Origin of the sequence: Litchfieldia alkalitelluris (genome assembly GCF_002019645.1) — a bacterium.
Classification (GTDB): Bacteria; Bacillota; Bacilli; order Bacillales; family Bacillaceae_L; genus Litchfieldia; species Litchfieldia alkalitelluris.
On record NZ_KV917374.1, the window covers coordinates 5,406,721 to 5,426,306 of the forward strand.

Consider the following 19,586-nt stretch of genomic DNA (forward strand, 5'->3'; position numbering starts at 1 on the left):
ATACTTTAATAAGATACAGCTCCAGCAATCCCTGGGTTAGTAGGAATCACATTAATCCATGTCTTCCCCGGAACAAGTCCTACTGGTTTCCCATCTAACAAAGGAATAATTCGACCGTCTTGGTTTTCCCATTCAACCTCAAAGGCCTTACCTTTTTGGAGCAATAATCCTTTTCCGCCTGAAGTGACATCGATCTTTTTTCGACCAACATCATCAATCACAGAATGAGCTGTCTCAACAATGAATACATTATCTAAAGAAACTGGATTCTTTGTTTCACGATCTACTGTTTGTTCATTATTACTATAACGATCATACTTTTCTGTCTGTTCATTGTATTGATATACAGCAGCAAACATTTCTCTTTGTGAATAAGCAACTCGAACATTCATTGCTTCAGCACCTTGAATGTCCTTCATCTCATCTTCAGTTAAAAAAGATATACTTTGCACAGAGCTTTCTAGCTTAATTCCGAGATTATCCGCACCTTTTTTTATATTTTTATAAGAGATGTAGGAATTATGCGGTGCAACCCTAGTGTTATCTCTCCAAAATAAAATTCCATCATATTCAATGCCGTTCATATTGGGAACTACTTGTGCTTGTAGCAAATTTTTTGCCTCAGGGCTCCAGCCATGTGCAACGAAAAAAGAATTGAAACCTTTACTTAAATCAATGTAATAATCACGCGCACTCCGAACTGGTCCAATGATTTCCGGCTTTTCACTTTGATAAATCGCCAAAAACCTCGTGACATCACCTTCAGCCAATACTTCATATACAATATCAGCTTGAGATAAACCTGACTGTGGCCTTGCACTTGTATGGTTATTGATGACTACACCAATCGGTTGGTTTGTGACTTCTTCATCTGTCCGTATTCCTGTTAGAGGATATACATTTGCAGGTAAGTTAGGAACTGCTTTCTCTGGATGTACAGAATCTTGATTCTTTGTTGGCTGTTCCTCAACTAGGTCCTCGTCAGTTCCATTGCTACAAGCAGCTACCATAACGAAAAGTGAAATGATGAAGAACATAGTAATGCTCCGTCTCATACCTAGACACAACCTTTATACGATTAATAAGTTTTACTTTTATATTTTAACGCATTATAGACGGAAAGAGTACCATTTTATTCATCACATCATAAATTCCCCTTGGAGTAATCCGAATATATGGCAAATGTGTTGATGATAAAAATAACAATGTGTAGATTGGATCACTATATTGATATCCTCTCTCTCGCAATAATATAGTCAACTGCTTTTCTTCTACCATCAAGTCTTCCATTGATCTATCTGACATATGCCCTATCAATGGCAACGGAATTTCGTGAATCACTTGCCCATCCTCTGTTAAAACAATGCCACCTCCAAGCTCCTTCATTCGATTAAATGCTAGAATCATATCTTCTTTGCTTTTACCTATTAAAATAATGTCTCCTGTATTTGAAAACGAACTAGCAAACCCAGAAACCTTGTTTGCAAAGCCTTTAATAATTGTATTGATTCGCCACTTTCCTTTTCGATCAACTAACATTAGTAGACTTTCATCATGGTTGGTTGAAATCGTTGATGAAGATGCATCTATCGTCACTGAGAACGGTTTCATAATTACTGAGTTTACCATTTCCATTCCAAACGGCATCGAGAATTGTAAATCATCCATCGAAAGCTCCCAATCTAGTTGTAATTTTTTAATATCATGAGCTTCCCAATTTACCTGCATACTATTCGGAACAACCTCATTGTTTATCTTAATCCACTGGCCTTTTGCGAGGACAGAAACAGGTGTTGGTTGATTTTTTGCTGATAAAAAGTTTATGTTCGCAACTCTACCCGTTGCAATATTTCCATGAAGATATTCGATATTATAATATTTTGCGATATTAATAGTCGCCATATTATAGGCATCTTCAATAGGAACCCCTTTATCGATAGCAATTTTAATCAACAAATCAATCATCCCTTGTTCATAAAAGGAAGGTGGAGACCCATCTGTTGTAAGGAAAAACTTATCATATTGATCGATTCCAAGCTCATGAATTTCATCCAAAATGGTTGGGAGATCAGGCCTTATTGATGAATATCTCAATGATGTTGTGTAGCCTTGCAATAATCGATTCATTACATCCTGACCTGACATTGATTCATGATCACAATCTGCCCCAAGTAACATCAGCTTAGCCAATGTTTTTTCCGATGCACCTGGAAAATGTCCCTCGATTTGCTTTCTCATTCTCTTCGCCTCTTGAATCCAGTGCAGCATCAGATCGTCTCCATCTAAAAGCTTCGGCCAAGCCGTTAGCTCTCCGCCTTGTAATACCGCATCATGCTCTAACCATGACCTAATATTAGCATGAGAAAATACCATCTCCTCATCTTGTATTTCAGTTTGTGGATCAAAACGACACCACCAATACATACTCACAGGTAATTGTCTTAGCTCACTAATAAGTGAAAACGCTTTCTTTTTGTCCGAATGTAAAGCTAATGTGAGGTTGTCATTTATAATCGTTGTTGTTCCACTTTGAGATGCATATTGGGCAAAAGAGTGGGGATTATATAATTGAGATGGATGCGCATGTGGTTCGATATAGCCTGGGACTAAAAAAAGATTAGAACAATCAACTACTTCACAGCCCTTAGTATTATCAGGAAATTTCTCTCCCACATAAACGATACGATCTTCATAGATCCAAATATTCGCAAGTATCCATTTTTTTATCATTTGATTTAAGTACATAGCATTTTTAAGTAATAACGTCGGTGCTAACTTTCCATCTATAACAGCAACATGCTCTCTTAGCTTTTTGTTTTTCCATCTATAACGTTGATCAAGCATGGTTTTTCCTCCTAGTTTGTGAATGCGTTTACATTATTCTATCACATAACATGTTTTAACGCATTAAAGAGTTATTATAATCATATTACATTTATGTTAAATTTGCCCAAACACTAGAAAGGGATGAGTAATTAATGAAACCAAACATTGGAGTTTTAAATGCATTAGTACGAATAACCTGTGGGTTTACAATGGTTGCTTGGGCGACTGCTAAAATGGTCAAGCGTCCTTGGAGGGATAGTTATTTAATTCCCGCCATATTAGGTGGAATGAAGATTGGTGAAGGTATTACTCGTTTTTGTCCTTTAACATACCTGGTAGAAAAGCAAGCTCAAAACAATAAAAATCCTTATTTTAACAAAGAGCAAACCGAACAAGAACACGAAGCTACACCCTTTAACCCATTAAATAAAATTTAAAACAAATAAAGTGCCTGTAAGAAACCAGGCACTTATTATTATTTATTATAAAGGAGTCGAAAATATGCTTGAATACATTACAGATATGTCTTATGTCTTAATCTCAATCATCGGCGGAATCATCGCCATTGCGTTCGTTTATATTAAGAAAAAGCGCGTGAAATAGCTTTATTTCCAATATCATTACGGTAAAATAAATCAGTACATTCTATGCTTTTTATTTCCCGGTAAACAATTTCCTGTGCTTCTTTAAGTGTGTTACCTTTTGACACTAAAGCTAAAACTCGACCACCGTTCGTCACAAACTCACCTTGCTTCATGCTTGTTCCTGCATGAAAGACCGTCGTTTCCCTTGTAAAATCTTCAATCCCCGTAATGACAGATCCCTTTTGATAATCATTCGGGTAACCTTTTGCAGCTAAAACCACACCAATTACCGCTTCTTCTGACCATACAAGTTGAACTTCTTCTTCTTTTAAAATCTGAAGCAACAACTCGAGAAGATCACTCTCAAGTCTTGGTAACACGACTTGTGTTTCAGGATCCCCAAAACGAGCATTATATTCAATCACCTTTGCCCCATCTTTAGTTAACATTAATCCCGCATACAAAATACCTGTAAAACGTCTATTTTCTTCTATCATCGCTTGAACTGTGGGCTTCAAAATCGTTTCAACTGCATCATCTACAACTTCATCCGGAATTTGTGGGACTGGAGAATATGCTCCCATTCCACCAGTATTTGGTCCTTCATCATTGTCGTATGCACGTTTATGGTCTTGAGATATTACCATCGGATACACCTTATCACCATTTACAAAAGCCATAAGCGAAAACTCTTCACCTTGTAAAAATTCCTCAACCACTACTTGTGTACTAGCAGCACCAAACTTTGCTTCTTCCATCATTTCATGAAGGCTAGTCAATGCCTCTTCCAATGTCATTGCCACGACAACACCTTTTCCAGCAGCTAACCCGTCTGCTTTTATAACAATAGGTGCTCCTTGCTGCTCAATATAAGCGCGAGCTTTTTCAAAAGATGTAAATGTTTCATAGTTTGCTGTTGGGATGTGATATTTTTTCATTAAGTCCTTTGCAAATGATTTGCTACCCTCAATAATCGCCGCTTCCTTTGTTGGACCAAAAATTAGTAAACCTTCCTGTTGGAAACGGTTGACGATCCCTTGGCTAAGTGGAACTTCTGGACCAACAATTGTCAGTACTATTTTTTCAGACTTAGCAAATGAAATGAGCCTGTCAAAGTCTGTTTCCTCAATTTCTACCGTTGTTGCTACATCCGCCATTCCTGGATTTCCAGGTGCTACAAAAACTGTATTAACTAACTGGCTTTGTGCTACCTTCCAAGCTATTGTATGCTCTCTTCCACCTCGACCGACTACTAATACATTCATGCTTCCTTAGCACACTCCCTTAATGTTTAAAATGACGCACGCCAGTGAATACCATCGTCATTCCATATTCATCCGCTTTTTTAATTGAATCCTCATCACGAATCGAACCACCTGGCTGAATAATCGCTGTTACCCCAGCCTTAGCTGCTGCTTCTACGGTATCATCCATTGGGAAAAATGCATCAGAACCGAGAGCTGAACCTTGAGCTTTTTCACCCGCTTGAGTAATCGCTATGCTCGCAGCACCAACACGATTCATTTGCCCAGCACCAACACCAACTGTCATTCCATCCTTCGCAAGAACAATCGCATTTGACTTCACATGCTTCACAACAGACCAAGCAAGCTTAAGGTCTTCCCACTCTTTTTCAGTTGGCTCACGTTTTGTAGGAACTGTAATCGTTGCATCCTCAAACGAGAATGTATCTTCATCTTGAACAAGTAATCCACCTTGAACCGAAGTTAAACTCTTTTCAACTTTTGCAGTTGTAGAGAAATCAATGGTAAGTAGACGAATATTTTTCTTTGATGTTAAGATTTCTAGTGCTTTCTCTGAAAATGATGGAGCTATAACGATTTCCAGAAAAATCTCGTGTAATTTTGTTGCAGTTGCTTCATCCACTTCCCCATTAAGTGCAACAATACCACCAAAAATGGAGGTAGGATCAGCTTGGTATGCCTTATCATAAGCTTCTTCAACCGTTTTTCCTACACCTACACCACAAGGATTCATATGCTTTACTGCAACCGCTGCAGGTTCAGTGAATTCCTTCACGATCTGTAATGCTGCATTCGCATCATTGATATTATTGTACGAAAGTTCTTTTCCATGTAACTGGGTTGCTGCTGCTATTGAAAATACAGAACCAAGAGGTTTTTTATAAAACGCAGCCTTTTGATGAGGATTTTCCCCATATCGTAGGTCTTGTTTTTTCTCATATGTCACTGTATAGGATTCTGGACTTTCTTCACCTGTCATATTTGTTAAGTATTCTGCAATGACTGCATCATATGCTGCAGTATGACGGAACACCTTTGCACCTAAACGACGCTTTGTTTCAGAAGTCACTTCACCATTCTCTTTTAGTTCTGCTAAAACTATTTCATAGTCTGCAGGATCAACTACCACAGTAACCGACTGATGGTTTTTTGCTGCAGAACGAAGCATCGAAGGTCCACCAATATCTATATTTTCAATCGCATCAGCAAACTCTACATCTGGCTTTGCAATCGTTTGTTGGAAAGGATAAAGATTTACAACCACTAAGTCAATTGGAGTAATATTGTGTTGTTGTAGGGTATTCATATGTTCTTCGTTATCACGTACTGCTAGAAGGCCTCCATGAATATTTGGATGTAATGTTTTTACACGTCCGTCCATGATTTCAGGAAATCCGGTTACTTCAGAAATCCCAATTACAGCAATCCCATTTTCTTCAAGGGTCTTTTTCGTCCCACCTGTTGAAATTACTTCTACCCCTTGGTCAACTAGTGATTTGACAAAAGGAACAATTCCTTCTTTATTAGATACACTTACAAGTGCTCGTTTAATGGTCATAATATGATCTCTCCTAGTAAGGTTATAAAATTTATTTTATGGAAGTTGGGCTGATAATACAAAGATTATGAAAGGTGGTCTAATGGACGAGTTCATGGATATTTTTAAAATAGGGTTAGTTAATTCCATTCGCTGCGATCCATGCCCTTTCCGCGGGCGGTGCGGTGAGCCTCCTCGTCGCAAAAGCTCCTGCGGGGTCTCACTTTGCCCCGTGTATCCCGCAGGAGTTGCACGGCTCTCCGCTCATTCCAAACACGGTGTACACATCTTCATTCTCCATGGTGCTAATATTTAATTAGCATGGATGCTACCCAAGATAATTAATTGATTTTATCCCTAAGCCAGACTCAACCTCCGAGCTAATTTCTGCAATACCTCCGGATAAAACAAATGCTCAATTTCATGAATTTTACGCTCTACATCACTAAGCTGATCTCCAGCTGCAACTGGAACTTCTCTTTGTGCAATAATTGGGCCAGTATCCATGCCTTCGTCCACATAATGAATCGTTACTCCAGTTACACTTACACCTGCACGGAAAGCCTGGCCAATCGCATCCCTTCCAGGAAATGCTGGCAACAGTGATGGGTGAATATTTATGATCTGTGATGGAAATGAGGATAACAAAGTATCTCCAACTAATCTCATATACCCTGCTAGAACAACTAAATCAATTTTTCTAGCTTGAAGTTGACCAACAATTTCAGCCTCAAAATGCGATTTGCTAGCATAATCCTTAGCAGAAAACACAAACTGATTAATCCCAGCGGCTGCTGCACGTTCAATCACCTTCGCACCTGGTTTATCACAAACGAGTAACGAAATTTCAGCATCTAACATTCCAGCCTTAACTGCATCCAAGATCGCTTGAAAATTAGATCCACTACCTGAAGCAAATACAGCTAATTTTATCATTAAAGAGCCCCTCCGCCAAAAGTTACTCCTTCGCCTTCCTTTACTCGACCAATGATCGATGTTTTTTCACCATGCGCCTCTAAAATGGCAATTACATCGTGCAATACTTCTTCACCTACTGCTAAAACCATTCCAATTCCCATGTTAAAGATATTAAACATTTCTTTCTTGTTCAAATCACCCGTTTTTTCAATTAAATCAAAAATGGCTGGTATTGGCCATGATCCATAATCAATTTCTGCTCCCAGGCCAGCAGGAAACATTCTCGGAATATTTTCAATAAAACCGCCACCTGTGATATGTGACATTCCTTTAACTTCATATGACTTCATCACTTCTAATAATGGTTTTACATAAATTTTCGTTGGACGTAAAAGCTCTTCACCAAGAGACAGTTCAAGGCCATCATATACAGCATGAAGATCAAGCTTCCCTTCCTCCAAAAGCACCTTTCGAACAAGAGAATATCCATTACTATGAATGCCACTAGAAGATAATCCTATTAAAATATCCCCCGCTTTAATAGAATCACCTGTTACAAGTTTCGATTTTTCAGCTACACCGACAGTAAACCCTGCAAGATCATACTCATCCTCACTATACAGGCCAGGCATTTCCGCTGTCTCTCCGCCAATTAAAGCACAGCCAGCCATTTCACAGCCATCGGCAATTCCCTTGACAATGCTTTCTATTTTTTCAGGAACTGCTTTCCCACATGCAATATAATCTAGGAAATAAAGTGGCTCTGCACCTTGAACAACAATATCATTTACACACATCGCGACTGCATCTATCCCGATTGTGTCGTGTTTATCCATCATAAACGCGAGCATCAATTTTGTACCTACACCATCCGTACCAGAAACAAGTACAGGTTCTTTCACATTAACCTTGGAAAGATCAAACATTCCACCAAATCCACCAAGACCTCCAAGAACCTCTGGACGAATTGTTCGCTTTACGTGTTTCTTCATTCTCGTTACAGCCTCATAACCAGCTTCTATATCTACCCCAGCTTGCTTATAAGCGTTAGCCATTCTTTATCCTCCTAAATGAAACCATTTTCGTATACCCTAAGCCTTTTCATGTGGAAGAACTGTATCAGGATAGATGTCTGTTGGATATTTCCCATTAAAACATGCCATACACTGACCTTTAAATTCCCCATCATCAGACCTGCCAATTGCATCCACTAATCCTTGTTCACTTAAAAACACAAGCGAATCTGCACCAATCAACTGTCTCATTTCTTCAATTGAGTGTGACGAAGCAATTAACTCCTCATGTGTTGATGTATCAATTCCATAAAAACATGGATTTTTAATCGGCGGTGAACTAATTCGCACATGAACCTCAGTTGCTCCCGCTTCTCTAAGCATTGTTACAATACGGCGACTTGTTGTTCCACGAACGATTGAATCGTCAACCATAACTACACGCTTTCCTTCAACAACCCCGCGAACCGGTGATAGCTTCATTTTTACCCCTTGTTCACGTAATGATTGTGATGGTTGTATAAATGTACGACCTACATAGCGATTTTTAATCAGACCTAATTCATACGGAATACCAGAAGCTTCTGCAAAACCAATCGCTGCAGACATACTTGAATCAGGTACACCTGTAACAACATCTGCCTCAATTACCGCTTCTTCAGCTAGCTTTTTCCCTAGGCTCTTACGTGCTGTATGAATATTAATTCCACCGATATTACTATCTGGTCTTGAAAAATAAATATATTCCATGCTACAAATCGCACGGTTTGTATTTAATGAGAAATGCTCTGACGTCATTCCTTCATCATTTATCACTAAAAATTCACCTGGCTCAACATCACGTACATATGTTGCTCCTACCACATCGAATGCACAGGTTTCTGAAGCGACAACATATGCATCACCTAAACGTCCTAGTGATAATGGACGAAGACCGTTTGGATCAAGTGCCACCATCATTTTTTTCTCCGTCATTAAAATAAACGCATACGCGCCTTTAATCATCGATAAGGCGTTTTTAACACGGTCATGAATTTTTGTATAACCACTTCTTCTTGTTAAATGTGCTAAAACTTCTGTATCAGAAGTAGATTGAAAGATACTACCTTGATTTTCTAACTGATGCTTTAAAGCATTAGCATTTACTAGATTTCCATTATGAGCAATCGCTAATCCTCCAACCTGAGAGTGAAACAATAACGGCTGAACATTTTCAATGCCCCCGCCACCCGCTGTTGCATAACGCACATGGCCAATCGCTGCTTTACCACGAAGATCCTCAATTTGTCCACCACTAAACACTTCTGTCACAAGACCTTCGCCTTTATGAGCCTTTAGCTTTTCTCCATTACTTACAACAATTCCTGCACCCTCTTGTCCACGGTGTTGTAAGCTATGAAGTCCATAATACGTAATTTGTGCAGCATCTGGGTGACCCCAGATGCCAAATATCCCACATTCTTCATTTAAGCCTTTGAGTTCAGCAAGCATGGGATAGCCCCTTTCCAAGCGGCACGCAACTCCTCAACAGAGTTGTTGATAAGCTCGTTGCCTTCACTGTTTAATATCACCACATCTGCATTGTTAGTCACTTCACCAACAAGTGCAGCATCTACTAATTGTTCGAAACGCTCTTTGTTTTCAGCTTTAACTGACACTAAGAAACGTGATTGTGTTTCACTAAATAATTCACTCAAAGCCTCACCTTGGACCGTTACACGTGCACCAAGATTCTTCGTACTAAATGTAGATTCTGCTAACGCAACAGCTAAACCACCTTCAGCTAAATCATGAGCAGATGCAACCACACCAGCACGAATCGCTGTTAATAGACGCTTTTGTCGATCACTTTCAATCTCTAAATCTAATTCTGGCGCTTGCCCATAAATTTTACCTTCAACAAGCTTTTGAAGCTCACTTCCACCAAATTCAAGCTTAGCTTCACCGATCACATAAATTAAATCTCCTGCATTCTTGAATTCTTGTGTTGTAATATGTGCTGGATCTGAGATTAAACCAACCATCCCAATCACAGGTGTTGGATAGATTGCTACACCATTTGTTTCATTATAAAGTGATACATTCCCACCGATTACTGGTGCGTTCAACGCACGACAAGCTTCACTAATTCCATCTGCTGCTTGCTCGATTTGCCAGAAAATCTCAGGTTTTTCTGGATTACCAAAGTTTAAGTTATCAGTAATCGCTAATGGCTCGCCACCTGAGCAAACAATATTACGAGCAGCTTCGCTCACAGCAATTTTCCCACCTACTAATGGGTCAAGATATAAATAGCGAGAGTTACAATCAGTTGTCATTGCGAGAGCTTTTTTCGTTCCACGAATTCGAACGACTGCAGCATCAGAACCTGGTGCAACAACTGTATTTGTGCGAACCATATAATCATACTGATCATAGACCCATTCTTTGCTCGCAATAGTTGGTTGTGATAATAAATCTACTAACGCTTGGTTATAATCATCTACCTTTGGAGCTTCCACAGTCATTGCTTGGAACTCACGGTAATATGCTGGTTCAGCTGATGGTTTGTGATAGACTGGAGCATCTTCAGCAAGCGCATCGACTGGTACATCTGCAATCACTTCACCTTTATGAAGTAAACGAAGACGTTTGTCATCTGTAACTACACCAATCGCTACTGCTTCTAAGTCATACTTTTCGACGATATCTTGAATTTCTTGCTCTCTTCCTTTTTCAACGACGATTAACATACGCTCTTGAGACTCTGAAAGCATCATTTCGTATCCAGTCATTCCTGTTTCACGTTGTGGAACAAGGTCTAGATTCATTTCAATTCCAGATCCTGCTTTACTAGCCATTTCAGCTGAAGAACTTGTTAATCCCGCTGCACCCATGTCTTGAATTCCGACCATCGCATCACATTTGACAAGCTCTAAACATGCTTCTAAAAGTAACTTTTCCATAAATGGGTCCCCTACTTGAACCGCTGGACGCTTTGCATCTGAATCCTCAGAAAGCTCCTCTGAAGCAAATGTCGCACCGTGGATTCCGTCACGACCTGTTTTCGCTCCGATATACATCACTGTGTTTCCTACACCTGTTGCTTGACCTTTTTTAATGTCTTCATGGTTGATTAATCCTACACACATCGCATTTACTAACGGGTTCCCTTCATACGAAGGATCAAATTGGATTTCTCCACCTACTGTCGGAATTCCAATACAGTTCCCGTAACCCGCAATCCCTGCCACTACTTCTTCAAACAAGTATTTTACACGAGGAGATTTTAGCTCTCCAAAACGTAGTGAATTCAATAAAGCAATTGGTCTTGCCCCCATTGAAAATACATCGCGAATAATTCCACCTACACCTGTTGCAGCTCCTTGATAAGGCTCAATTGCTGAAGGGTGATTGTGGCTCTCAATTTTAAAAACAACCGCTTGATTGTCACCAATATCAACAATCCCTGCACCTTCTCCAGGCCCTTGAAGAACCTTTTCACCAGTTACTGGGAACTTCTTCAATACAGGCTTTGAGTTTTTATAACTACAGTGCTCTGACCACATAACAGAGAAAAGCCCTGTTTCTGTATAGTTTGGTGTTCGACCAATAATTGACTCGATTAACGCGAACTCTTCATCGCTTAATCCCATCTCACGGTATATTTTTTCTGATTTCACTAACTCTGGACTTGGTTCAAGAAGTAACGACATTCGTAGATAACCTCCATTGTTTTACAATTGATTTAAACAGCTTTAATCCGTCAGCACTTCCGAGTAAACTGTCTACTGCACGCTCAGGATGTGGCATCATTCCAAGCACATTGCCTTTTTCGTTCATAATTCCCGCAATATCACTTAAACTTCCGTTCGGATTGCTATTATATTTAAAAACGATTTGATTATTATTTTCTAGTAAACTTAAAGTCTCTTGATCACAGTAATAATTTCCTTCACCGTGTGCAATCGGAATTGAAATCACTTCACCTTTTGCGTATTCAGCCGAGAAGTAAGTTTCATTATTTACAACGACTAATTCAGTTGGACGGCACATAAATTTTAGGTTTTGATTACGTCTCATTGCCCCTGGTAAAAGTCCAGCTTCTAACAAAATCTGGAATCCATTACATACACCAAGCACTGGCTTTCCTTCTTCAGCAGCTTTCACGATCGCATTCATAACATTTGAAAAACGAGCAATTGCCCCAGTGCGAAGATAATCTCCATATGAAAAGCCACCAGGTAATAGAATTCCATCAAAAGAATCTAAATTATCCACATCATGCCATACATACTCTACTTCTTCGCCAAGTTCATCCTTAATTGCATGATACATATCTACATCACAGTTGGAGCCCGGAAACACGATGACTGCAAATCTCACTGTGCGACAACCTCCTCAACTTCAAAACGGTAGTCTTCAATCACTGTATTAGCTAACAACTTTTCACAAAGTTCTATTACTACTTCATTTACATCACGATCAGTTTTTTCAATCGTAAGCTCCATATATTTACCGATACGAACATCAACCACTTCGTTATAAGACAAACTGTTTAAAGAACCTTTCACCGCTGTTCCTTGTGGATCTAATACGCTCTCTCTTAATGTTACATATACTTTTACTTTATACATGTTGCCCGCCTCCTAATCGTGATAACACCTTCGTGTATGCTTCAGTTAAACTACCAATATTTCTACGGAATACATCTTTATCAAACTTTTCATTCGTCTCTAAGTCCCATAGTCGACAAGTATCTGGTGAAATTTCATCTGCAAGTAGGATTTCACCTTCATCTGTCAAACCAAACTCTAATTTAAAATCTACTAATCTTACATCACAATCTAGAAAATGCTTTTTCAACACATCATTAATCTGTAATGCTTTCTCTTTTAACACTTGAACCTGCTCAGTTGTTGCAGCTCTTAAAATTTTGATATGATCCTCAGTAATAATCGGATCTCCTAAATCATCATTTTTGTAGTAAAACTCAACAAACGCTTCATCTAACTCTGTTCCTTCTTCAATACCTAAACGTGTTGCAAGACTTCCTGCAATTAGATTTCTTACAACCACTTCTAAAGGAATAATTGTTACTTGCTTTACCAATTGCTCTGTTTCAGAAATCTTTTCGATAAAATGACTTTCTACTCCAGCTTCTTTTAACTTTTCAAATAGAAGACTAGTAATCTCGTTATTCAAACGACCTTTACCAACAATCACTTCTTTTTTCTCTCCATTAAACGCTGTCGCACTATCTTTATATTGAATCCAAACAACCTGTTCCTCGTTTGTACGGTAGATTTGTTTCGCTTTGCCTTCGTAAAGTAACTCTAATTTTTCCATTGTATGAAGCCCCCTTAAGGACAGAGTATTGTATGTGAGAGGCTATCAAAGCCTCTCCTTTTCTTATAGTCCTAAACGCTCAAATATCATATCAACATGTTTAATATGGTAGTTATAATCAAAACAATCATCGATTTGAGCTGGTGTTAAGCGGCTCGTAATCTTTTCTTCTGCTTCAATTAATTGACGGAAAGGAACTTGCTGCTCCCATGCTTCCATGGCTTTTGGTTGAACCGTGTCATACGCTTCTTCACGAGTTAATCCTGAATCAATGAGTGCTAATAAAACACGTTGTGAGTAAATTAACCCTAACGTACGGTCCATATTTCTCTTCATGTTTTCAGGGAATACAGTTAGATTTTTAATAATGTTCCCGAAACGGTTAAGCATATAATTGAGTGCAATCGTTGCGTCAGGTAAAATAATTCGTTCAGCTGATGAATGCGAAATGTCGCGTTCATGCCATAATGGAACATTTTCATAAGCAGTCATCATATACCCGCGAATCACACGAGCAAGACCAGTCATATTTTCAGATCCAATAGGATTACGCTTGTGAGGCATTGCAGATGAACCCTTTTGGCCTTTTGCAAAGAACTCTTCTACTTCACGTGTTTCACTCTTTTGTAACCCACGAACTTCTACCGCAAATTTTTCAATTGATGTTGCTACTAAAGCAAGAGCCGCCATATACTCCGCGTGACGGTCACGTTGTAAAGTTTGAGTTGAGATTGGAGCAGGCTTAATTCCAAGCTTTTCACACACATACTCTTCTACGAATGGCTCAATATTTGCATATGTTCCAACTGCTCCAGAGATTTTACCATACTGTACTCCATCAGCAGCTCGTTTGAACCGCTCTAAGTTACGCTTCATTTCTTCATGCCAAAGTGCTAACTTTAATCCAAATGTTGTTGGTTCAGCATGTACACCATGCGTACGTCCCATCATGACTGTGTGCTTATGTTCACGGGCTTTATTTGCTAAAATTTCTACAAAGTTCTCAATATCTTTTAGAAGAATATCATTTGCTTGTTTTAATAGATAAGAAAGAGCAGTATCAACCACGTCTGTTGATGTTAACCCGTAATGTACCCATTTTCGTTCTTCAGCTAATGTTTCAGATACGGCACGAGTAAATGCGACCACATCATGTCTTGTTTCTTGTTCAATTTCAAATATACGATTAATGTTAAAGGAAGCATTTTTACGAATTAATGCGACATCTTCCTTAGGGATATCTCCAAGCTCTGCCCAAGCCTCACATGCTAAAATCTCAACCTCGAGCCATGCATTAAAACGATTTTCCTCCGTCCAAATAGCACCCATTTCAGGTCTTGTATAACGTTCAATCATATTTTTATCCTCCGATTTCTATCTTCTTAGTACGATTTGTCAGAAATTCTTACAATTATCTGCGCCAAACATCGATCTTCTTTAGTTTATCAAATGCGTCATCAATAGTATTTCCTAAAACATTAAGGTGTCCCATTTTTCGTTTAATCTTAGCTTCTTCTTTACCATATAAATGGAGCTTCCCAATTGAAGACTCCTTAACAGTTTCATAAAGAGGTTCAATATGTTCTCCTAATATATTTACCATCACTACCGGACTTAATAACCTAGTATCTGCTAAAGGAAGATTACAAACAGATCGAATATGTTGTTCAAACTGTGAGGTTTCACACGCATCAATCGTATAATGACCTGAATTATGTGGTCTCGGGGCTAATTCATTAATAAAAATCTCGCCATCCCTCGTAACAAACATTTCAACAGCCAGTGTTCCTACTAATTCAAAAGCATTCGCTAGTTTCATTGCAACTTCAACCGCTTTATTTTCTACCTGTTGTGAGATTCTAGCCGGAACAATCGTTTGATGTAAAATATTATCCACGTGAATATTCTCTGCCACCGGGAAGGTTTTCGCTTCTCCCGATGGATTTCTAGTTACAATCACCGATATTTCTTTTTCAAAAGATACCCATGCCTCTAATATGCAAGGACCAGCATGTAATAGTTCAGCTGCAACACCAATGTCCTGTACTGTTTTGATCACAAACTGACCTTTTCCATCATAACCACCACGTCGTGTTTTCAACACTGATGGAATCCCCACTTTTTCTATCCCTTGTTCCAAATCTGCAGGTCTCTCAATTAACACATATGGTGCAACATCTGCCCCTGCTTCTGTTATAGCTTGCTTCTCAAAGCCGCGATCCTGTGTGATTTTTAACAACTTACTTCCCTGAGGTAAGTTCGCATGTTCTTCAAGCCATGCTAATGCCTCGTAATCTATATTTTCAAATTCATAGGTTACCACATCACTTAACCCTGATAATTGTTTTATTGCTTCTAGATCATCATACTTTGCAACAATTTGCTCATCAGCCACCTGTCCACAAGGCGAATTAGGTGTTGGATCTAAGACAACAACATTATAGCCCATTTCCTTTGCAGAGATGGTCATCATTCTGCCAAGCTGACCTCCACCTATGATTCCAATTGTTTTTCCAGGTAATAGTTGATTAGACAAGCTCTTCACTACTTTCTAGCACTTTATTTCGAGTCGCTTCTCTTCGTTGTTCTAGCTTAGCTGACAACTTTTCATTCTCCGTTGCTAACATTGATGCTGCTAAAAGCCCCGCATTTGTCGCCCCTGCTTTTCCAATCGCAACAGTTGCAACTGGTACTCCACCAGGCATCTGTACAATCGATAATAATGAGTCTAGTCCATTAAGTGCTTTGGATTGAACTGGTATCCCGATTACTGGTAAGACCGTTTTTGCAGCAACCATTCCTGGTAAGTGAGCAGCACCACCAGCTCCCGCAATAATTACTTTTAACCCGCGCTCTTTCGCTTTCTCCGCGTATTCAAACATTAAATCAGGTGTTCTGTGTGCTGAAACAACCTTCTTTTCATATGGAACCTCTAACTCATCCAAAATGTCACATGCATTCTTCATCGTTTCCCAGTCTGATGTACTTCCCATTATGACGCCAACCAACGGATTCATTAATTTCCTCCCAGAACATTCTTTTTCTATATTTTTATTAACATCCTCAACTTAAACCACCAACAACATCCCCATAAAAAAAGCCCATAGCAGAGCCGTTCCCCTAAAAAAAGAGAAAGCAGTTCTACCTGGGCATGTTTTGACGTAGTCAAAATACAGGGTATGAACGATTACTTTCCCTCATAGTCCAATAATTTACGGTTATCGGGTAGAAACTTATGGGCCATATTCCCAAGATTATATGAGGTAATCATCTTTAAAATCTAACTTTATCTTACCAACTGCCATAACTAATTGTCAATAAAAATCGAACGATAAAATTGCATTATAATTCATCGTTCGTGTTTTACTCTAATTTCCCTTCAAAAACAATTTTTCTACCACAAGGCTCAATATCAATCGCCCCGTTCCGTTCAACTTCATGAAAAACAGGTTCTTCAATTCTTCGAACAGGAATATATCCTTCACTTCTCATTCTTTCTATACATTGATCAATGGTTTCATGATCTTCGACTTCAAACTTACGCTTAGAATGTTTGCTCATTGATTTAACTTTCCTTTCCTTACAGCTTTTACCCAGAACCCACCATGTATGGTTTTGGGCTCATAAACAATTATGAATGCTTTTGGGTCTAGTTCTTTAATTATCTTATACAATTTCAATTCATATTTCCTGGGGGTTAGAATTTGCATAGACTGGCGGTCACCTTCTAAACCTTGCGCAATCCAATTTGTAACCCCATATCCTTTATCTCTAAGAAGCTTAGGCAAATTTTTATCCATTTGGTCTGAAATTACATTTACAGTAATATAGCCTAGTGCCAGTTTTTCCTCAATTTTCATTCCAACAATAACACCAATTCCATATCCTACTGCATATGCAATTAAGTTCTGAATCTGATTTAAATTATCCAGCACGAGCCCTAATCCAATGACATAAATAACGACTTCAATGGTACTGAGAAAAGCCGCCAAATAACGTTGCCCTTTTAACGTTAAAATCATACGTATTGTAAAAAAAGAAACATAAACAATATTAATAATTAAAATAATTAACACCATCATAAAACTGTTCTCTAACATATAAAATCCCCTTCCGTTTACACTGCTATTCTTTATATATTTACCAAAGGTCCTTCACATAAACTTAGTTATGTATTAAAGAACTAATTTTACTAAACATAAAGAGGTTTTTAAACCTATATGAATTAAAAAAGGGGGGGGGTTCGTAAATTTTTATTCCTTTTACGGTCCTAGAAAAACCACTATGAGCTAACTAATCAATACATCAATCCACTATCCTTTTTATCGATAGAAAGGAACATCCGTTCAGAAGAGCCAAAAAAGCAAAAACACACCTTAAACACAGGTTGTTTTTGCTTTATTCTCTAACGTTTATTCTGAGATAGGTCTTCTGAATACTGACGCTGTACATTCATATGCGCAGTTGCTTCATCGACTTCAGCTCGCGCCTTCTTAGCATTGTGGTCATCCTTTATGGCAGCTTGTTCAATTTCATGAACTTCTTTACCCGTATATTCAGACATATTACCCCTCCTTTAACATTCTGTTATTATCATTGTTTTAAGTATGCTTATTTATCCTTCAATAATGTCATGCACCTAAGTCTTTTTTCTTCATATGATAAAACAGCACAAACAAGGAGAGTGGGTATACCGTGAAAATGGATCAGTTCAAACAAATGCACGACTGGAGAAAGCAATGGGATGGTTTTTTTGGCGATGACTTTTGGAAGGGCTTTGACCCGATGATGAACAATGTAAGTTCACAGGTGAATTTATATAAATCTGATAACGAACTTTTAGCAGTCCTAAGCATTCCAGGATTAGAAAATGTAGATGACATCGATTTGTTTGTTCAGTATCAAACCCTAGAGGTTCGAGGCAAAGTTAATTTACGCTTTAAAGGATTTGAGCTTGTAGAAGAAGGTATCTTTCAAGGAGAATTCGAACGAATAGTTCAACTGCCCTTCCCTGTAAGAGAAGACAAGATAGATGCTAGCTATCATAATGGTTTATTAATTATTAACCTACACAAACGAATACCAGATGATAATAGAAGGAAAATTGCTATAAAAAAAATTGATGATTAAAAGATGAAGTCTGCGAGAAGCAAATAAGTTTTTTCTCGCAGACTTTGTTGTTGATTAGCACGATAACTGATTTTAAAAAACATCTTTATTAATCCTTATTACTTAGTAGCTTTTTGTATAAATTATTTGTGATTAACTATCAGGTCTATCATAAATAACTTTTTCTTTTTTTATATAAAGTATAAATAACTTGAATTAATAATGTGATACCGATAGAAATAGGAAATAAGACGATAAAAGAAGCCACAGCAGCTAAATCTCCCCAACCTGATTCCACAAAAAAATACTGATAAGTCGAATAGGCTAAGCTTACCAGTAACCCTATAATTGTTCCAATAATAATTATTTTATATTTACCCATAAGGAATTCCTCCTATTGAAATTACTAATTATAAATTAGTCGTAGATTCTTTATAGGAAGTTTCGGCAACAAGTAAAAAATCGTTCGCCCTGTTTTGAGCTTGCCCATCGTCCTACGAAACCTGTTAGAATTATTACTTGTACTATGTACACATCTATCGTACTCATTATTCTAGAAAGAACTCCAGTAAGAACCTTACAGTTAAAGGGCATAAAAAAGTGCATTCACCCATCTATCAACTTGTGACCTCGAGCCGATAGCACATCTAGCTAGACACTAAAACTCATTTATGATTAATATTTCTTCTGATATTACAAAACAAGACCCATTTCAATGAATGGGTCTTTCTTAAGTGCCTAGCGCTTGATCTCCTCGCTCCTCGAAACCCGACCATATTATTACTTGTACTATGTACTCCTGTTCTAATTGTACCCATTATTCTAGTATAAACCTTACGGTTTTAAATGAGAAAAAAAGACCCATTCTATAAATGGGTCTTTTCTAAATGCCTAGCGACGTCCTACTCTCACAGGGGGAGTCCCCCAACTACCATCGGCGCTGAAGAGCTTAACTTCCGTGTTCGGTATGGGAACGGGTGTGACCTCTTCGCCATCATCACTAGAC

21 protein-coding genes, 1 rRNA gene and 1 riboswitch are annotated in these 19,586 nt (G+C 38.4%); of the genes, 3 read left to right on the forward strand and 19 right to left on the reverse strand.

The genetic code is table 11. The annotated features are described in order from the left end of the window. Window positions 1-5 precede the first annotated feature (5 nt). The gene (locus tag BK579_RS25055; protein ID WP_078550246.1) at window positions 6-1,055 is read right to left on the reverse strand and encodes a DUF3048 domain-containing protein; all 1,050 of its coding nucleotides are present in this window, start codon (window positions 1,053-1,055) and stop codon (window positions 6-8) included. A 46-nt stretch (window positions 1,056-1,101) separates the two neighbouring features. After that, window positions 1,102-2,844: an adenine deaminase C-terminal domain-containing protein gene (locus BK579_RS25060; protein WP_078550248.1), complete on the reverse strand. Its 1,743-nt coding sequence runs from the start codon at window positions 2,842-2,844 to the stop codon at window positions 1,102-1,104. Window positions 2,845-2,978: 134 nt separating this feature from the next. Here BK579_RS25060 and BK579_RS25065 point away from each other — a divergent pair, with 134 nt between their 5' ends. Beyond that, complete coding sequence (locus BK579_RS25065; RefSeq protein ID WP_078550250.1) at window positions 2,979-3,263, forward strand: YgaP family membrane protein; 285 nt, start codon at window positions 2,979-2,981, stop codon at window positions 3,261-3,263. A gap of 64 nt (window positions 3,264-3,327) precedes the next feature. Then, the gene (locus tag BK579_RS26985) at window positions 3,328-3,429 is read left to right on the forward strand and encodes an EYxxD motif small membrane protein (RefSeq protein WP_328589300.1); all 102 of its coding nucleotides are present in this window, start codon (window positions 3,328-3,330) and stop codon (window positions 3,427-3,429) included. Here the strand turns inward: BK579_RS26985 and purD are convergent. The 15 genes from purD to BK579_RS25960 form a co-directional block, all read right to left on the reverse strand. After that, a complete protein-coding gene (purD, locus tag BK579_RS25070) occupies window positions 3,407-4,675 on the reverse strand; it encodes a phosphoribosylamine--glycine ligase (RefSeq protein ID WP_078550252.1) in 1,269 nt (422 codons plus the stop codon). The two genes, BK579_RS26985 and purD, sit on opposite strands and share 23 nt — an antisense overlap. Window positions 4,676-4,694: 19 nt before the next feature. Continuing rightward, on the reverse strand, window positions 4,695-6,233 hold the full coding sequence (purH, locus tag BK579_RS25075) for a bifunctional phosphoribosylaminoimidazolecarboxamide formyltransferase/IMP cyclohydrolase (RefSeq protein WP_078550254.1): 1,539 nt from the start codon (window positions 6,231-6,233) through the stop codon (window positions 4,695-4,697). A 336-nt stretch (window positions 6,234-6,569) separates the two neighbouring features. After that, window positions 6,570-7,148 (reverse strand): phosphoribosylglycinamide formyltransferase, encoded by a 579-nt coding sequence (purN, locus tag BK579_RS25080; RefSeq protein ID WP_078550256.1) that lies wholly within the window; start codon window positions 7,146-7,148, stop codon window positions 6,570-6,572. Next, on the reverse strand, window positions 7,148-8,185 hold the full coding sequence (gene purM, locus BK579_RS25085; RefSeq protein WP_078550258.1) for a phosphoribosylformylglycinamidine cyclo-ligase: 1,038 nt from the start codon (window positions 8,183-8,185) through the stop codon (window positions 7,148-7,150). The genes purN and purM overlap by 1 nt, the downstream gene beginning before the upstream one ends. Before the next feature lie 36 nt (window positions 8,186-8,221). Then, window positions 8,222-9,634, reverse strand: coding sequence for an amidophosphoribosyltransferase (gene purF / locus BK579_RS25090; protein WP_078550260.1), 1,413 nt, complete (start codon window positions 9,632-9,634; stop codon window positions 8,222-8,224). Next, entirely contained in the window at window positions 9,610-11,838 is a 2,229-nt protein-coding gene (gene purL, locus BK579_RS25095; RefSeq protein ID WP_078550262.1) for a phosphoribosylformylglycinamidine synthase subunit PurL, read from the reverse strand. Before purL ends, purF begins: the two co-directional genes overlap by 25 nt. Then, window positions 11,822-12,508: a phosphoribosylformylglycinamidine synthase subunit PurQ gene (gene purQ, locus BK579_RS25100; protein ID WP_078550264.1), complete on the reverse strand. Its 687-nt coding sequence runs from the start codon at window positions 12,506-12,508 to the stop codon at window positions 11,822-11,824. The genes purL and purQ overlap by 17 nt, the downstream gene beginning before the upstream one ends. Then, window positions 12,505-12,759: a phosphoribosylformylglycinamidine synthase subunit PurS gene (gene purS, locus BK579_RS25105; RefSeq protein ID WP_078550266.1), complete on the reverse strand. Its 255-nt coding sequence runs from the start codon at window positions 12,757-12,759 to the stop codon at window positions 12,505-12,507. Before purS ends, purQ begins: the two co-directional genes overlap by 4 nt. Further along, window positions 12,752-13,471 carry a phosphoribosylaminoimidazolesuccinocarboxamide synthase gene (gene purC, locus BK579_RS25110; protein WP_078550268.1) on the reverse strand — a complete coding sequence of 240 codons (720 nt, stop codon included), beginning with the start codon at window positions 13,469-13,471 and terminating at the stop codon, window positions 12,752-12,754. Before purC ends, purS begins: the two co-directional genes overlap by 8 nt. 63 nt (window positions 13,472-13,534) lie before the next feature. Then, the gene (purB, locus tag BK579_RS25115) at window positions 13,535-14,827 is read right to left on the reverse strand and encodes an adenylosuccinate lyase (RefSeq protein WP_078550270.1); all 1,293 of its coding nucleotides are present in this window, start codon (window positions 14,825-14,827) and stop codon (window positions 13,535-13,537) included. Between the two features lie 55 nt (window positions 14,828-14,882). Then, window positions 14,883-16,007 carry a 5-(carboxyamino)imidazole ribonucleotide synthase gene (gene purK / locus BK579_RS25120; protein ID WP_078550272.1) on the reverse strand — a complete coding sequence of 375 codons (1,125 nt, stop codon included), beginning with the start codon at window positions 16,005-16,007 and terminating at the stop codon, window positions 14,883-14,885. Further along, window positions 16,000-16,488 carry a 5-(carboxyamino)imidazole ribonucleotide mutase gene (purE, locus tag BK579_RS25125; protein ID WP_078550274.1) on the reverse strand — a complete coding sequence of 163 codons (489 nt, stop codon included), beginning with the start codon at window positions 16,486-16,488 and terminating at the stop codon, window positions 16,000-16,002. Before purE ends, purK begins: the two co-directional genes overlap by 8 nt. 163 nt (window positions 16,489-16,651) lie before the next feature. After that, window positions 16,652-16,753, reverse strand: a riboswitch (purine riboswitch). Window positions 16,754-16,834: 81 nt separating this feature from the next. After that, the gene (locus BK579_RS25130; protein ID WP_078550276.1) at window positions 16,835-17,032 is read right to left on the reverse strand and encodes an NETI motif-containing protein; all 198 of its coding nucleotides are present in this window, start codon (window positions 17,030-17,032) and stop codon (window positions 16,835-16,837) included. Beyond that, window positions 17,029-17,571: a DUF2179 domain-containing protein gene (locus BK579_RS25135; protein WP_078550278.1), complete on the reverse strand. Its 543-nt coding sequence runs from the start codon at window positions 17,569-17,571 to the stop codon at window positions 17,029-17,031. The genes BK579_RS25130 and BK579_RS25135 overlap by 4 nt, the downstream gene beginning before the upstream one ends. Window positions 17,572-17,876: 305 nt before the next feature. Beyond that, window positions 17,877-18,035 carry a hypothetical protein gene (locus BK579_RS25960; RefSeq protein WP_169891258.1) on the reverse strand — a complete coding sequence of 53 codons (159 nt, stop codon included), beginning with the start codon at window positions 18,033-18,035 and terminating at the stop codon, window positions 17,877-17,879. Between the two features lie 137 nt (window positions 18,036-18,172). Here BK579_RS25960 and BK579_RS25140 point away from each other — a divergent pair, with 137 nt between their 5' ends. After that, entirely contained in the window at window positions 18,173-18,601 is a 429-nt protein-coding gene (locus BK579_RS25140) for an Hsp20/alpha crystallin family protein (protein WP_078550838.1), read from the forward strand. Between the two features lie 148 nt (window positions 18,602-18,749). Here the strand turns inward: BK579_RS25140 and BK579_RS25145 are convergent, their stop codons facing one another. Both BK579_RS25145 and rrf read right to left on the reverse strand, forming a co-directional pair. Next, window positions 18,750-18,962, reverse strand: a complete 213-nt coding sequence (locus BK579_RS25145) for a hypothetical protein (RefSeq protein ID WP_078550280.1) — start codon at window positions 18,960-18,962, stop codon at window positions 18,750-18,752. A gap of 507 nt (window positions 18,963-19,469) precedes the next feature. Further along, window positions 19,470-19,585, reverse strand: a 5S ribosomal RNA gene (gene rrf, locus BK579_RS25150). Between the last annotated feature and the right edge of the window lies 1 nt (window position 19,586).

Coding starts and splice junctions, on each gene's coding strand:
- purH (WP_078550254.1), bottom strand. CDS start 6,233: ATGACCATTAAACGAGCACTTGTAAGTGTATCTAATAAAGAAGGAATT.
- BK579_RS25145 (WP_078550280.1), bottom strand. CDS start 18,962: ATGGGTAAATATAAAATAATTATTATTGGAACAATTATAGGGTTACTG.
- BK579_RS25135 (WP_078550278.1), bottom strand. CDS start 17,571: ATGTTAGAGAACAGTTTTATGATGGTGTTAATTATTTTAATTATTAAT.
- BK579_RS25060 (WP_078550248.1), bottom strand. CDS start 2,844: ATGCTTGATCAACGTTATAGATGGAAAAACAAAAAGCTAAGAGAGCAT.
- purC (WP_078550268.1), bottom strand. CDS start 13,471: ATGGAAAAATTAGAGTTACTTTACGAAGGCAAAGCGAAACAAATCTAC.
- purL (WP_078550262.1), bottom strand. CDS start 11,838: ATGTCGTTACTTCTTGAACCAAGTCCAGAGTTAGTGAAATCAGAAAAA.
- purM (WP_078550258.1), bottom strand. CDS start 8,185: ATGGCTAACGCTTATAAGCAAGCTGGGGTAGATATAGAAGCTGGTTAT.
- BK579_RS25140 (WP_078550838.1), top strand. CDS start 18,173: ATGGATCAGTTCAAACAAATGCACGACTGGAGAAAGCAATGGGATGGT.
- BK579_RS26985 (WP_328589300.1), top strand. CDS start 3,328: ATGCTTGAATACATTACAGATATGTCTTATGTCTTAATCTCAATCATC.
- BK579_RS25130 (WP_078550276.1), bottom strand. CDS start 17,032: ATGAGCAAACATTCTAAGCGTAAGTTTGAAGTCGAAGATCATGAAACC.
- purN (WP_078550256.1), bottom strand. CDS start 7,148: ATGATAAAATTAGCTGTATTTGCTTCAGGTAGTGGATCTAATTTTCAA.
- purE (WP_078550274.1), bottom strand. CDS start 16,488: ATGAATCCGTTGGTTGGCGTCATAATGGGAAGTACATCAGACTGGGAA.
- purF (WP_078550260.1), bottom strand. CDS start 9,634: ATGCTTGCTGAACTCAAAGGCTTAAATGAAGAATGTGGGATATTTGGC.
- purD (WP_078550252.1), bottom strand. CDS start 4,675: ATGAATGTATTAGTAGTCGGTCGAGGTGGAAGAGAGCATACAATAGCT.
- purB (WP_078550270.1), bottom strand. CDS start 14,827: ATGATTGAACGTTATACAAGACCTGAAATGGGTGCTATTTGGACGGAG.
- BK579_RS25960 (WP_169891258.1), bottom strand. CDS start 18,035: ATGTCTGAATATACGGGTAAAGAAGTTCATGAAATTGAACAAGCTGCC.
- BK579_RS25065 (WP_078550250.1), top strand. CDS start 2,979: ATGAAACCAAACATTGGAGTTTTAAATGCATTAGTACGAATAACCTGT.
- purS (WP_078550266.1), bottom strand. CDS start 12,759: ATGTATAAAGTAAAAGTATATGTAACATTAAGAGAGAGCGTATTAGAT.
- BK579_RS25055 (WP_078550246.1), bottom strand. CDS start 1,055: ATGAGACGGAGCATTACTATGTTCTTCATCATTTCACTTTTCGTTATG.